This is a genomic window from Lactobacillus kimbladii (assembly GCF_000970755.1).
Lineage (GTDB): Bacteria > Bacillota > Bacilli > Lactobacillales > Lactobacillaceae > Lactobacillus > Lactobacillus kimbladii.
This window is the reverse complement of record NZ_KQ034007.1, coordinates 1,551,078-1,563,905: the sequence shown is the minus strand read 5'-3', so window position 1 is coordinate 1,563,905 and position 12,828 is coordinate 1,551,078. Positions and strand designations below refer to the sequence as shown.

15 protein-coding genes are annotated in these 12,828 nt (G+C 32.7%); 12 read left to right on the top strand and 3 right to left on the bottom strand.

Annotation, left to right across the window (positions count from 1 at the left end):
• Window positions 1-59: 59 nt before the first annotated feature.
• Window positions 60-773, bottom strand: coding sequence for a GntR family transcriptional regulator (locus JF75_RS07890; RefSeq protein ID WP_046332538.1), 714 nt, complete (start codon window positions 771-773; stop codon window positions 60-62).
• Window positions 774-1,061: 288 nt separating this feature from the next.
• Here JF75_RS07890 and JF75_RS07885 point away from each other — a divergent pair, with 288 nt between their 5' ends.
• From JF75_RS07885 to JF75_RS07860, 6 genes are read left to right on the top strand one after another with little or no spacing between them, the layout of a single operon-like run.
• Window positions 1,062-1,469 (top strand): PTS sugar transporter subunit IIA, encoded by a 408-nt coding sequence (locus JF75_RS07885; RefSeq protein ID WP_046332537.1) that lies wholly within the window; start codon window positions 1,062-1,064, stop codon window positions 1,467-1,469.
• Complete coding sequence (locus JF75_RS07880) at window positions 1,462-1,950, top strand: PTS sugar transporter subunit IIB (protein WP_046332536.1); 489 nt, start codon at window positions 1,462-1,464, stop codon at window positions 1,948-1,950. The genes JF75_RS07885 and JF75_RS07880 overlap by 8 nt, the downstream gene beginning before the upstream one ends.
• A 19-nt stretch (window positions 1,951-1,969) precedes the next feature.
• Entirely contained in the window at window positions 1,970-2,716 is a 747-nt protein-coding gene (locus tag JF75_RS07875; RefSeq protein WP_052697106.1) for a PTS mannose/fructose/sorbose/N-acetylgalactosamine transporter subunit IIC, read from the top strand.
• A complete protein-coding gene (locus JF75_RS07870; protein ID WP_046332535.1) occupies window positions 2,716-3,546 on the top strand; it encodes a PTS system mannose/fructose/sorbose family transporter subunit IID in 831 nt (276 codons plus the stop codon). The genes JF75_RS07875 and JF75_RS07870 overlap by 1 nt, the downstream gene beginning before the upstream one ends.
• A 9-nt stretch (window positions 3,547-3,555) precedes the next feature.
• Window positions 3,556-4,188, top strand: a complete 633-nt coding sequence (locus JF75_RS07865) for a hypothetical protein (RefSeq protein ID WP_046332534.1) — start codon at window positions 3,556-3,558, stop codon at window positions 4,186-4,188.
• Window positions 4,189-4,191: 3 nt separating this feature from the next.
• Window positions 4,192-5,289 carry an SIS domain-containing protein gene (locus tag JF75_RS07860; RefSeq protein ID WP_046332533.1) on the top strand — a complete coding sequence of 366 codons (1,098 nt, stop codon included), beginning with the start codon at window positions 4,192-4,194 and terminating at the stop codon, window positions 5,287-5,289.
• Window positions 5,290-5,363: 74 nt separating this feature from the next.
• Here JF75_RS07860 and JF75_RS07855 read toward each other — a convergent pair whose 3' ends face one another.
• Entirely contained in the window at window positions 5,364-6,188 is an 825-nt protein-coding gene (locus JF75_RS07855) for a MurR/RpiR family transcriptional regulator (protein ID WP_052726897.1), read from the bottom strand.
• 212 nt (window positions 6,189-6,400) lie between these two features.
• Between JF75_RS07855 and JF75_RS07850 the strand changes: the two genes are divergently transcribed.
• The 5 genes from JF75_RS07850 to JF75_RS07830 are packed head-to-tail and all read left to right on the top strand — an operon-like array spanning window position 6,401 to window position 10,003.
• Window positions 6,401-7,459 carry an SIS domain-containing protein gene (locus JF75_RS07850; RefSeq protein WP_045928538.1) on the top strand — a complete coding sequence of 353 codons (1,059 nt, stop codon included), beginning with the start codon at window positions 6,401-6,403 and terminating at the stop codon, window positions 7,457-7,459.
• 2 nt (window positions 7,460-7,461) lie between these two features.
• Window positions 7,462-7,896, top strand: coding sequence for a PTS sugar transporter subunit IIA (locus JF75_RS07845; protein ID WP_046332532.1), 435 nt, complete (start codon window positions 7,462-7,464; stop codon window positions 7,894-7,896).
• Window positions 7,897-7,918: 22 nt separating this feature from the next.
• On the top strand, window positions 7,919-8,377 hold the full coding sequence (locus tag JF75_RS07840; RefSeq protein ID WP_046332531.1) for a PTS sugar transporter subunit IIB: 459 nt from the start codon (window positions 7,919-7,921) through the stop codon (window positions 8,375-8,377).
• A gap of 17 nt (window positions 8,378-8,394) precedes the next feature.
• Complete coding sequence (locus JF75_RS07835) at window positions 8,395-9,186, top strand: PTS mannose/fructose/sorbose/N-acetylgalactosamine transporter subunit IIC (protein ID WP_052697104.1); 792 nt, start codon at window positions 8,395-8,397, stop codon at window positions 9,184-9,186.
• A complete protein-coding gene (locus tag JF75_RS07830) occupies window positions 9,176-10,003 on the top strand; it encodes a PTS system mannose/fructose/sorbose family transporter subunit IID (protein ID WP_045928534.1) in 828 nt (275 codons plus the stop codon). The genes JF75_RS07835 and JF75_RS07830 overlap by 11 nt, the downstream gene beginning before the upstream one ends.
• A gap of 183 nt (window positions 10,004-10,186) precedes the next feature.
• Here JF75_RS07830 and JF75_RS07825 read toward each other — a convergent pair whose 3' ends face one another.
• Window positions 10,187-11,545, bottom strand: coding sequence for an HD domain-containing protein (locus JF75_RS07825; RefSeq protein ID WP_046332530.1), 1,359 nt, complete (start codon window positions 11,543-11,545; stop codon window positions 10,187-10,189).
• A 190-nt stretch (window positions 11,546-11,735) separates the two neighbouring features.
• On the opposite strand from JF75_RS07825, the gene JF75_RS10170 reads away from it, so the two are divergent.
• On the top strand, window positions 11,736-12,566 hold the full coding sequence (locus tag JF75_RS10170; RefSeq protein WP_052726896.1) for a helix-turn-helix domain-containing protein: 831 nt from the start codon (window positions 11,736-11,738) through the stop codon (window positions 12,564-12,566).
• Window positions 12,567-12,828 lie beyond the last annotated feature (262 nt).

Sequence of the window (12,828 nt, the reverse complement as noted above, 5' to 3'; positions counted from 1 at the left end):
TACAATATCTTTTTATAAAAAGTGCTTAGCTTTACGTATAGTCGTAAAGTTAAGCACTTTTATTGTTGAGCTTCATTAAAGCGGTACGTATAAAGATCTGGATTGTAATAAGAAATAAAAACTCCAAGCGGTACTCGTTGATCTTGTGAGGTAATAGTATCTGTATTTGCCAATGTCATTAATAAGAAATCAACATCTAAATTCAGCAATTTTTGTTGTTTTTTGGTTGCCTTGACAGCTTTGATTTCAACAAAATTTTGGATTACCGGTAATTTTAATTTCTTTAAATATGAATATAGAGAACCAGTTATAAGATTTAAATCTATATTCTTAATGAGATTTGCACAAATAAAATCCTGAGTTAGAGCAATTGGTTTGTTATCACCAGTTCTTAATCTTTCAGTATGATGAAATTTATCAATCGGTGTTGAAAATTCCCCTGCCGAAGGCACTTCGCTAGCATCAGCTAAGCTATAGGAAAGCAGGGTCGAACCAGGAGCCATTCTTTGTTGCTTAATGATATCACTAAGGCTGATGTTATCCGTAAGCAGACGTAAAACACTTTTTTCTTTTACAAATGTTCCTCGTCCAGCGATTCGAGTAACGTATCCCTGTTTTTCTAAATTTTTCATTGCTTTGTTAACGGTCATTCTGCTATAGCCGTATTTCTTACTAATTTGTATTTCAGGTGGCAACTTGTCTCCAGATTTAAGCGTACCCCTATTAATTTTTTCTATGAAGTAGTCTTCTACTTTTTCATATTTAGATTTCACTTGTTTATCCTTAGTAATTTATATTTTTGAATTTATTTTTCTAATATTAATTATAGATAATTTGTATAGTTTTTAGCAAAATAAAAAATATTTTTTGCTTAAATGTATATACTTTAAATAAATTAATAAAGGCATAAATATTTTTCTTTGAAATTATCCTATTTTTAAAGGCTTATATACAAAAAATATAAAAAAGTACTTGTAAAAATGTATATACAGTAGTATATTTAACATAGTTTTAATGTTTACGCTAACATTTTAATCAAAAAAGTGAAAGGAAGAATGTAAATGAGTCAATTTATCATAGCTACTCATAGTTATTTAGCCGATGGCTATAAGAATTCAATTAATTTCTTTAATAGCACAATTACTAACGTTCATTTTATTAACGCATATGTTGATGAACAAAAAAATTTTGCAGAAGAATTAAAAAGTTTATTGGATAAATTTAAATCAGAGCAAGTAATAATTTTGACTGATATGCCGGGAGGAAGTGTTAATAAAGAAGCGCTCAATTTAATAAAAGATTATGACTGTAAAGTGGTTAGTGGTATTAACCTTTCACTAGTGTTGGAATTAGTAATGAATACAGATAATAAAATATCTGATGAGACTATTAAAACAGCTGTGGATCAGGCACGTAACCAAATTGTCTTTATAAATGATTTATTAAAAGGGGATGACCTAGATGATTAGTTTGTTGAGAGCTGATGATCGGCTTGTTCATGGTCTAGTTGCAGTATCTTGGACGAATCAATTGCATCCAGATATTTTATTAGTGGCTAACGACCATGCAGCAAATGATGCGATGACCAAGATGACAATGAAACTTGCTAAACCTGCTGGTGTTACTTTAGGAATTAAAGACTTAAAAACTTCTGCCAAAATTTTAAATAGTTCTAAATACGCCAATAAAAAAATCTTTGTTGTAACAATCAATGTACAAGACGCTTTTACACTTAAACAACAGGTTTCTGATATCAATAAAGTAAATATTGGAACAGCTGGAATTCACTATGAAAATGCAGTTTCTGTTTTGCCACAGATAAAAATGACTGCAGAAGAATTTAAATATGCCAAGCAATTGAACGATCAAGGAGTAGAAGTTTTTGCACAGGTAACTCCCACTGCTGAGAGTTTAAATTACTCAGGTATTGCAAAAGCTTTTAATAAATAATTTAAAGAGGAAGAAGATTATGATACAAGCATTTTTAGTTGCTCTGGTAGGAGCAACTGTTTATATGGAGAGTCGCCTTGGCGGTCAGCATATGTTGGATAGGCCAATCATAATAGGTCCTATTGTTGGATTAGTTATGGGGGACTTTACCACTGGCTTAATTTTAGGAGGACAACTTGAGCTAGTGTGGATGGGACTGGTTGGAATTGGAACTACAACTCCGCCGGATGTTGTAGTTGGTTCAGCTTTAGCTACAGCTTTGGCAATAAAGACAGGTACGAACTGGCAAACAACATTGACTCTGGCTATCCCAATAGCATTAATTGCACAGATTATTGCCATTGCAATAGGCAGTTTTAATGCAATTTTCACACATTATGCTGACAGACAAATAGAAAAGAAAAATTGGAAAGGAATTGCAATTGGACAATGGTCGGGAACAGCTATGTTGTTCTTATCTAAATTTGTACCAATAATTGTTGGCTATTTAGTTGGTGCACCGGTTATTAAGGTCATTGTGCGTTCAATTCCTAAAGTAATTCAAGACGGTTTAACTCAGTCAGGGAACTTACTTCCAGCTTTGGGTATTGCTATGTTAATGCAACTTACATATGACAAAAAGTATGCACCATTTCTTTTCCTAGGATTTGGCTTGGTAGCATTTTTGAAAGTACCAATGATTGGTATAGCTTTATTCGGGCTGATAATTGCCTATGTTTACTATCAATTCAAACCTAGTGAAAATAATGAGGAGGACTTACTGTAATGGATAATTCAGTAACGCAAAAACCAGAAAAGAAATTAACTAAAAAGGATTTACGCAAAGTTATGTGGCGTCATTATCAGCTTCTTGGTTCTTTTAATTATGAAAGGCAAATGTCTCTAGGCTATGCTTGGGCAATGACCCCAGTTATTAAAAGACTATATGGCGATAATGAAGACGAAATGCAAAAAGGTTTTAAAAGGCACTTGGAATTTTTCAATTGCTCAACTTCGACTTCTCCCTTAATTTTGGGAATAAGTTGTGCTATGGAAGAACAGAATGCCAATTCTGAAGATTTTGACGCTAGTTCAATTAATTCTGTTAAAACTGCTTTGATGGGTCCTTTAGCCGGAATTGGTGATTCAATGTTTTGGGGAACTCTTCGGGTAATTGCTGTTGGTGTAGGAGCACCTCTTGCAATTAAAGGGAGTATTTTAGGTCCAATTCTTTATTTCTTAATCAACGTAATACCAAGTGAATTGCTTCGCTGGTTCGGATTTAAATTAGCTTATGAAGGTGGTAACAAATTCCTTGCAGAAGCAAGTGAAAGTGGCACCCTGCAAAAATTAACAGAGGCAGCGAAAATTTTAGGTCTAGTGGTTGTTGGAGCGATGATTGCTTCAATGGTAATTATCAAAGTACCGTTAGTTATGAAATTTGGCGGGACTAAAATCGGTTTACAAAAAACTTTAGATTCTCTAATGCCCGATTTACTGCCATTATTGCTAACCTTTGGTTGCTACGGATTATTGCAGAAAAAAGTTAACGGAACAGTGATCTTAATAGGGTTAATTATCTTGGGAATTTTAGCAGTTTCAGTTGGTTTATTATAAAAGCAAATCATGAAAAATATATTGATCGCATTGCTGCTATTTGCAGTCTTTATACTTGGCTGGCTTTCCGAAACCAGATTACGTAAAAAAATGTTTACCAAGTTATTGTCTTTTGAAAGAAAAGGACAAAAAAGCAAATATTTTCAATTGCTTGAAGCTCCAGTAGCAAAAATTTGCTTATCCGCTAGATCACGTGAACTTCTAAAGTTAGATTATTTCTTGACGTATGGAGATATAGCAAATGTTAAAAAGATTGTATCAAAATTTATCAAAAAGCCTTCTAATTTAACTAAGAATAATAACTTATTAATTCGATTAATGCGCAGTTATGTTCTTTTCTTAGAAAAAAACGATCAGGAATCCATACTTAAATTGGAAAACTATTTGAAAGTAAATTGTAAGACAGCAGAAATAGAGAAAGAAATAGATCAATTACATAGAGTTTACCTTGAACCAGATCAAAATTTACTGGCAGAATTAAATAATCAGCTCAAAGTTGCTAACGAACCACAACAGAAGTTAATAATTTATGATCGCTTAATTAAGGCAAGTGAGTCTCTGGGATTAAATAAGCAAGCCAAAGAATATTTATTAGAAATGAAAAAGGTTGCAAATAAAACAATTAAATTGGAGGAATTTTAGAATATGACTAAATTAACAATGATGGGACATATCAAAGATACAGCGAGAGTTTTACAAAGAGCTATAGATGAACGAAAAGATTATGGTCAAGACTTTATTGATTTTTGGCTAAAAAATAATTTTAAAAAAGTCATCTTTACTGGCTCTGGTACTTCATATAATGCTATGCGAGTAATACGCAACATTTTTGTTAAACTTCTTAAAGTTGAAGGCGTAGCAGTCGAACCAACAGTTTTTACTTATTCCGAAAGTATAAATCCCAGCAGTGTTTTTAGAAATAATCAGGTGTTAGTCGTAGGATTGTCTCAGCACGGTGACAGTATTTCTACTTGCGGAGCATTACAACATGCAGCAAAATGTGGTTTTTCAACACTAGGAATTTCAGAACAATTAGGATCAGCAATTACAAAAATTGCTGACCATTACGTTCATCTTGTTTGTGAAGAAGAACAAATCGGACCGGAAACAAGAGGCTATACAGAAACTTTACTTCAGTTTTATATGTTAGCTGTTGAGATTGCATACCAATCTCGTTTAATTGGAAAAGAAAAATATGATCAACTTGTTAACGACGCACAGGAATTGGTAAATAATTTTCCAACTGTTGTTAACGAAAGTGTAGCTTGGTATGAAAAGCAGCAAGAAGAGCTTGTTGAAATGCAAAAGGCTTCAATTGCAGGATTCGGTTATAACTTCCCGACAGCGCTTGAGGCTCGCTTGAAGTTTTTTGAAACTTTTGGTCGTCCCACAAGTGCATATGAGCAGGAAGAACAACTTCATGGTCCGCTTCGTGCTTATCATGATGATAACTTTATTTTTCTTATTGGAGGAAACATGGGTTCAGAATTTAAACGGATGATTGATATAGCAGCGTATTATCGCCGTGCGTATACTAAGCATGTCTTCGTTGTTTCAGGTGAAGATTTTGAAACTACCAGGAGAGACTTAAAATTAAGCGTTAAAACTTCTCCGCTATTATCTCCAATCATTTATGTAGTGCCATTCCAAGTTTTGTCTGCTAAGCTTTCTGAGAAAGTTGGGATAGATACAAGTGTTAGTCCAGTAACAGATAATTCAATTTCGGGTCACATGAACGTTTAGGTATAAAGTATTTTTAACACTTAATAAAAGGATTCAACGTCAGTTGAATCCTTTTTTATTGTGTTATATTTCGCTTAGTTTTGTGTGTATTTACAGTTAGCTAGATAATTTCTACTGAACATACAGGAATAGATAGTATTTAAAATGTATTCGATTGAAACATGTGAAGAAAAATTGGAAAAGCTGACTTTACTATTCTCTTTATTAGGAATTAAAAAAATTTGATCGGCTAAGGACGCCAAATGACTATGTTCATTACTTGTAATTGCTATAATTGGCGTTCTGTTAAGGAAAAATTTTTGTGCACATTCTAAAACTTTTTTTGTTTCGCCACTATACGATAATATGATAGCTACGTCTTTTTTAGTTGAGAGATTTGTTAGCCTAATTTGGTCATCTTCTAACTGTGTCATTTTGATATAAAAATTTATTAACAGCAGCTTGGTTTTAAAATCACACAAACGAATATAGTTATCACCAACACCAACTGCAAAAACACTGTTTGCATTAATAATTTGATCAACTGCAGTTTGTAATTTAGAAGAAGAGAGCAAATTAAAGGTTGCTTTGATGGTTTCAATAGAAAGTTGGCTTATTTTTTTTGCTATTACCAGGTCAGTATCATTTTTTCTAAACGGCATATTAACATCAACGTTATTTATATCGTTGATTTCTTTATCTATGCATTGAATTAGGCTAATTTTAAAGTCCTTAAAGCCTTTGTAATTGCACTTTTTGCAGAACCTGATAATTGATGAGGTAGATGTATGTGTTGCCTGGGCTAGATTGTAAATGGACATATTAATTACTTGTTCTGGCTTTTCAATTATAAATTTGATAATTTCTTCATCATTATTAGTTGTATTTTTAATTCGAACTAAATCTTCTAAAGACTCCATAGTATTAATCCTCCGTTCAACAACGTAACAAAGTTTCAATAAATGCTTCAGTATCAAAAGATTATTGAAAACAAAGTTCCAATTTTCATAAAACGCTTTCAAACGTTTAGCTTATATTATAAAGTAAACATGAAGGTTGCAACTGAAAACTTTAATGATGAGTACTCAAGATCTTATAAAACATTACGGTTTTTACGAAAGGAATAAGAAGTATGAATGGTATTATTGAAAATTTAGAAGAAACACCAGAACAATTATTAAAACTTTTAGATGATAGTCAAAAATTATTTGAACATGTCGTTTCTCGTAAAATAAAAAAGATAATGATTACTGGCTCAGGTACCAGTTATCATTCTGGAGAACAAATGCAGCAATTAATGAGACAAAAAAGTGGTCTACCGGTTGATGCATATTACCCATTTAAGTTAACAGATGAAATATTTAATGCACAAAAAGATAATTCACACACTTTATTTATAGGAGTTTCCCAAGAGGGAGGCAGCTTGACAACCTTTAATGCAATGAATATGGCTAAAAAACATGGCTGTATTATAGCGTCAATGTCAGGAACCGAAGATGCTTATATCAATAAAGTTGCCGACGAAAAGCTAACTGTCGCAGTGGGAAAGGAAACCGTAGGTCCAAAAACTAAAGGCTATTACACTACAAAATTAAATTTGCTTTTACTGTCAGAATATATTGGCATAGATAATGGTCATATATCTAGAAGTGATTTTGATGAAGATGTTAAGGAACTGAAAACTACTTTAAAGCAATTCCCAAACTCATTGAAAAGAGCAATTAATTGGGTAGAAGAAAATAAAAAGGATCTAGCACATGCACATGATATCAGAATTAGTGGTCCTGCATCATTATATGGGGATGTATTAGAATCTACTTTAAAAATTCTAGAGGCGTGTCGGTTACCAATAACTGGATATGAATTTAATGAATTTATACATGGTGTTTACAATGCGATAAATAGTCAATCAACGCTTTTCTTCATTGATAACGGTTCAGAAGGCAAGTTAAACCGAATTATAAAAATTTTGAGTGAGTGGACTAATAAAATATACATTGTTGATGGCTCTAATATTAGTGACCAGCAAAAGTTTGGTTATGATATTAAAGTTCCAAGACAATTTGAGACATTTATTTATCCTATTCTATTTCAAGTCATAGCTGCTTTGGTACCCGGGGAAAATGGCATTGATCCTTGTATACCAAAAGATCCAGATTTTCATCAAAAAATGGGTAGTCAGGGTAATTAAACATGAATGATCCCAAAATTGAATATGTAATAGCTACTCATAGCAAGTTGGCTATAGGTTTATTATCTACAATAGAATTTATTGCAGGTAAGCAAAAAAATATAACTTGCTTTACAGCTTACGTGGATCATTGCCTTGATTTTGAAAATAAGATTGATGACTATATTTCAAACTCTAAGGCTGATTATATAATTATTACTACTGATATTTTTGGCGGCAGCGTGAATAACCATCTTTTAGAATTAACTAAAAGTGATGCCAGAATTCACCTGATTTGCGGTGTTAATTTGCCACTAATTTTGTCTTTGATAGTAAATGTTAAAGGAAAAGAAATAGATAATGAAATAAAAATATCTGTTAGTGAAGCACAAAAGGGAATAATTTATTGCAATGCTTTGGATAACCAAAATGGTTCAAATGAGCTAGACGAATTTTGAAACACAAAGGAGCTGATATGTAATGATACAAATGGTTAGAGTCGATTACCGTTTACTGCATGGTCAGGTGGCTGTTTCTTGGACATCAAGCCTAGGTATAAACGCAATTTTATTAGTTAGTGAAACTTTGAAGAAAGATAAAATCAGAATGCAGAGTATAGCTTTAGCGAAACCCAGTGGGGTAAAGGTTGTTGCTAAATCAACTTCTGAAGCAATTGCTCAACTGAAAAGTGGAAAAACGGATAAGTATTCACTATTAATTATTTGTGAAACTGTTAAAATAGCGGAAAAAATTATTGAGTCAACTGGATTTAATAGTTTGAATTTAGGAAACGTACCTTTTAGAAAAGGCACGATGAAGTTTAGCAATAGTGTTTATTTAAATGATGAAGAAACAAAAATCTTAAAAGACATGAAGAATAAGGGAACAAATATTTTTTCACAAATGATACCTGATGATACAAAACATCAATTTAAATAGAGTGGATGGGGATAGAGTTGATTGTAAAAACAATATTAATTTTTTTGTTAACCTTTTTGGGTTACAGCGAATGGTTTTTGGGTACTAGTTATGTTCAAAGACCGATTGTACTTGGTCCATTAGTAGGATTAGCAATGGGAGATCTCACTTCAGGAATAATTATGGGGGCAACCCTTGAATTGGCTATGATTGGTTCAATTTCAGTTGGCGCTTATAATCCCCCAGATCCTGTTGCCGGTACAGTATTAGGAGTTGCCCTGGCAATTCAAAGTCATGCAAGTGTAGGTGCCGCGCTAACTATGGGTATTCCAATTGCAACCGTGATGTTGGCGTTGAATACAGCATTGGGTCAACCAGTAATGCTGATTTTTATTCACAAATGTGATAGAGATGCGGCACAGGCAAATACGCGGAAATTTACAGTAGACATGTTAATTTCAGGATGGGCCCAAAGCTGGCCAGGTCTGGTTTTTATACCTTTAGCTTTTTATTTTGGTTCGGGCGCAGTTGAGAAGATGCTGAATTTCATACCTGATTTTGTACAATCAGGTATGAATATAGCGGCAGGAATACTACCTGCATTAGGTTTTGCAATGCTTCTGAAAATGATTGTAAACAAGAAAAATCTGTTGTTTTTCTTCTTTGGATTTTTCATTATTGCCTTTACAAAGTTTACTGTAACGGAAGTTGCAATATTTTCATTCATTATAGTTGCATTCATGTTATTTTACATCCCAGAGAATGAAGAGAATCTATCTAGTAAAGTAAGCAGTTCAGAAACGGATGGTGACGGATTTGATGAATTTTAAACCACAATATAATAGAATAGTTAAAAAGAATGATTTGCAAAAAATCTTTTGGAGAAGTATACCATTAAACCATTCTTGGAATTATGAGAGAATGGCAAATGTAGGCTTTGCATGGGCACTAATGCCTCTATTGAAAAAATTATACCCGAAGAAAAAGGATTTTTCTCAAGCTTTAACACGCCATCTGGAACTATATAATGTAACGCAATATATATCAACTTTTCCTATGGGAATTGCAGCAGCAATGGAAGAAGAAAACTCACTGAATTCAGACTTTGATGAAAGCTCAATTTCAAACGTCAAAACCGCATTAATGGGTCCTCTTAGTGGAATTGGTGACAGCTTTTTCTGGGGAACAGTTCGTGTTATAGCTACTGGAATAAGTTTACCTTTGGCTTTACAAGGAAATGTTTTAGGACCAATTCTCTTCTTTCTAATTTTTAATTCAGTACATTACTTGTTTAGATACTATGGAACTTTTTTAGGATATGGTTTAGGAACTAACGTAATTTCTGAAGTTGAGCAATCTGGTCTAATGGGAAAACTTACGAAATATGCTTCAATAGTAGGTATGATAGTTGTTGGCGCTATGACCATGGATATGGTAAAAGTTAAGTTTGTTTCTAAAATAGGTAGCACTAAAGCTGGTGGATCAACTGTTCAGTCACTACTTGATGGCATTTTTCCTGGTATTTCAGTGTTGATTGTTTTTGGCTTAACTTATTGGCTACTAAAAAAGAAATTAAATCCCCTATGGATCATGTTAATTATGCTGTTAGTCAGCATTGCAGGAGCTTATTTTAAAGTTCTAGGCTGATTAGCAAAAGATATCATTTTAAAAATTGAGTCATAGAATTGTAAAAAATTAGTTCAAAATTAGTTATGTACTGTGCCCTAAGAGTTGTCCAACTTTTGGGGGCACATCAGAATTGGAAACCTTTTTTAATCAATATAAACCCCGAATTGTTCAATTCGGGGTTTTCCTGTCTAATAATTTATTTTATTTTTTTGGCTTTCTCAAGTACCTTAAGGTACCATTTTTAACATAGCGCTGAAATTTTTGATATAACGGATCAAAAATTTGGGGTTCATCACTATTTGACATCATAATTTTAGGGAAGAAAAAGCGTTCATCACCTTGCAGTGTCCCATTCAATGAACGTACAAGAGGGCTTAAATGTGATAATTCGATTAATTGTCCATCGTCTTGCATGATTTCAATTTGACTGTTAGCATTTTTACCAGTTGGCTTATAAGCATCATAAGGTTCATCGAAAGCTGAATTGGTATCAGTATAATAATTTGGATCAAACCCAGCTTGTTTGATTAAATCTTTTAATTTTGGCAACAGATTTTTGGTTTCTTGATTGATACACACACTGGCTAAAGGCTTCCTGAAGAGATAACGCATTGCTAAATCGGAGAGAATCGGATCATTAGCTTTTGTCCACATTGAAAAATTGGTTTCCATTACGCCATCATCTAGCTTCAAGTAATCATCAAGTGTCCAGTCATTAGCCAGAAATTTTGCTAAACTAGGAGTTACCGGCAAATTGCCTTGCTTATAAATGATTTTCGCTCTTTCAAGTAAATGCTGCAAAATAACTTCCATTGAGCGACCGACTCTGTGGAAATAAACTTGTTGATACATTTGATAACGAGAAACAATGTAATCTTCAACGGCATGCATTCCTGCCATAGTAAAACAAATTCCCTCACTGTATGGACGAATTTCTTGCAAAATCCTGGATAAATCGAATTTCCCATAAGTAACCCCAGTGAAATAGGCATCGCGCTGCAGGTAGTCCATTCTGTCAGCGTCTGCTTGACTAGAGATCATTTTTACTACTTGTGGATTGGGATAAGTTTTGGCAATGACACTTGCTACAAGGCCCGGAAAATTCGGTGAAACTGTTTGCAAGACTTGGTTAACTTCGGTACTGGGGTCAGTGATAATCTTTTGCCCAATTTTTTCATGATTAGTGCCAAAAAGGTGTTCAAAGGTATGTGAATACGGACCATGTCCAATATCATGTAAGAGACCAGCACATTCTACTAAAAGCCTGTTGCTATCATCCCAAAGTCCATCGCCTGAACGTTGCGATGGGTATTTTTTTGCAAAAATATTACAAATTCTGCGGGTTAATTCATAAACTCCTAGATTATGCTCGAATCTAGTATGCGTTGCACCTGGAAAAACATAGGCAATAGGACCAAGTTGCTTAATCCTGCGCATTCTTTGAAATTCCTTGGTTTTCAGGATATCAAGTATAACTTTGTCTTCAATGTGGATGTATTCGTGAACTGGATCTCTTAAAACTACTTCTTTTTTAAGTTTAGTGTTATGAAAATTTGGCATGTCGAATCCCCTAAAGCTGTTATATTAAACTGTTATTAATAACTTAAATTATAACAAACTTAGACTCTTTAGTTTAACATCATTGTTCTTTTAGCTTATTTTATTAAAATTAAATAATAAGTTTTGCCAGCTTTATCAAATGTGCTCATAATTATGAAGTCATATATAGCATAAAAAGATAGGAGATTAAATGAACTATATAGGTAAAAAATTAAAAAGTTTACGTCAAGAATTAGGATTGACCCAAACAGAAATGGCAGCTGGTGTTATTTCTGTTTCATTTTATTCAAAGGTCGAAAGAGGACTAAATGATATTGGAGTAAATGACTTTTTAGACATTCTGCAAGAGCATAATGTTGATCCAAAAGATTTTTTTAATGACTTTAAAAGTAAAAAAGCAAATAAAGAAAAACTGGTTTCATTGGTAAATAGATTTGTTACTGTATCAACAGAAGATAATGAAAGTGAAATAAAAAATATAATTAAATCATTTGAGAAGATTAAACCTCAAACACCTTTCATTAAATTTATAATTTTATTAGCTCGGTTGATTGCAGAAACTCATAACGAAACTGCAATGAAAAAATTAACTAACAAACAAAGAAATACTATAAAAAATATTATTTTTAGAGAAAGCTACAACGATGACGAATATTATCGGATTTTACTAATTGCAAACTTGATTCAAGTATATAATGTGGATGAAGCAACTTTTTTTGTTAAAAGTATTTTAAGAAGATATCACGATATTACAAAAGTTGATAAAAAAACTGAGATTGCATTAAGTGTTTTACTAATTAATTACGTTGACTGGTGCTTCAAGAAGAAAGAATTCAAGTTATGCAAAGAATCATTAGATTATATAAAACAACTACCAGATGACATTGAATTAGCGTTCCCTAAGATATTAGGACTTTACTTTGATGAATCAATTCATGGAAATAAAGAAAAAGCTGAAGTTGTAAAAAAAGTTTTATATGAATCAGGATATAAAGTTATGGTAAAAAGAATGGAAAAATAATTTCAAATATGAAAACTTCCATACTACTGTCAATATAAGTTATAAAATAGATGTAATTATAAAGTTTAAAATTATATGAAAGGGGGGGAATTACTATGACTGATCTTTTAAGGGGATTAATTATTATAATGCCTTATCCGTAAAGAAAAAATGAATAAAATTGAAAGCTAATTTCGTCGCAGTTTTGATGAAATTAGCTTTTTTTTATTCTGCATTTTGCGAAATAGGATTTAAGTAAGGTTAAGAATTTTTTAGATTATTT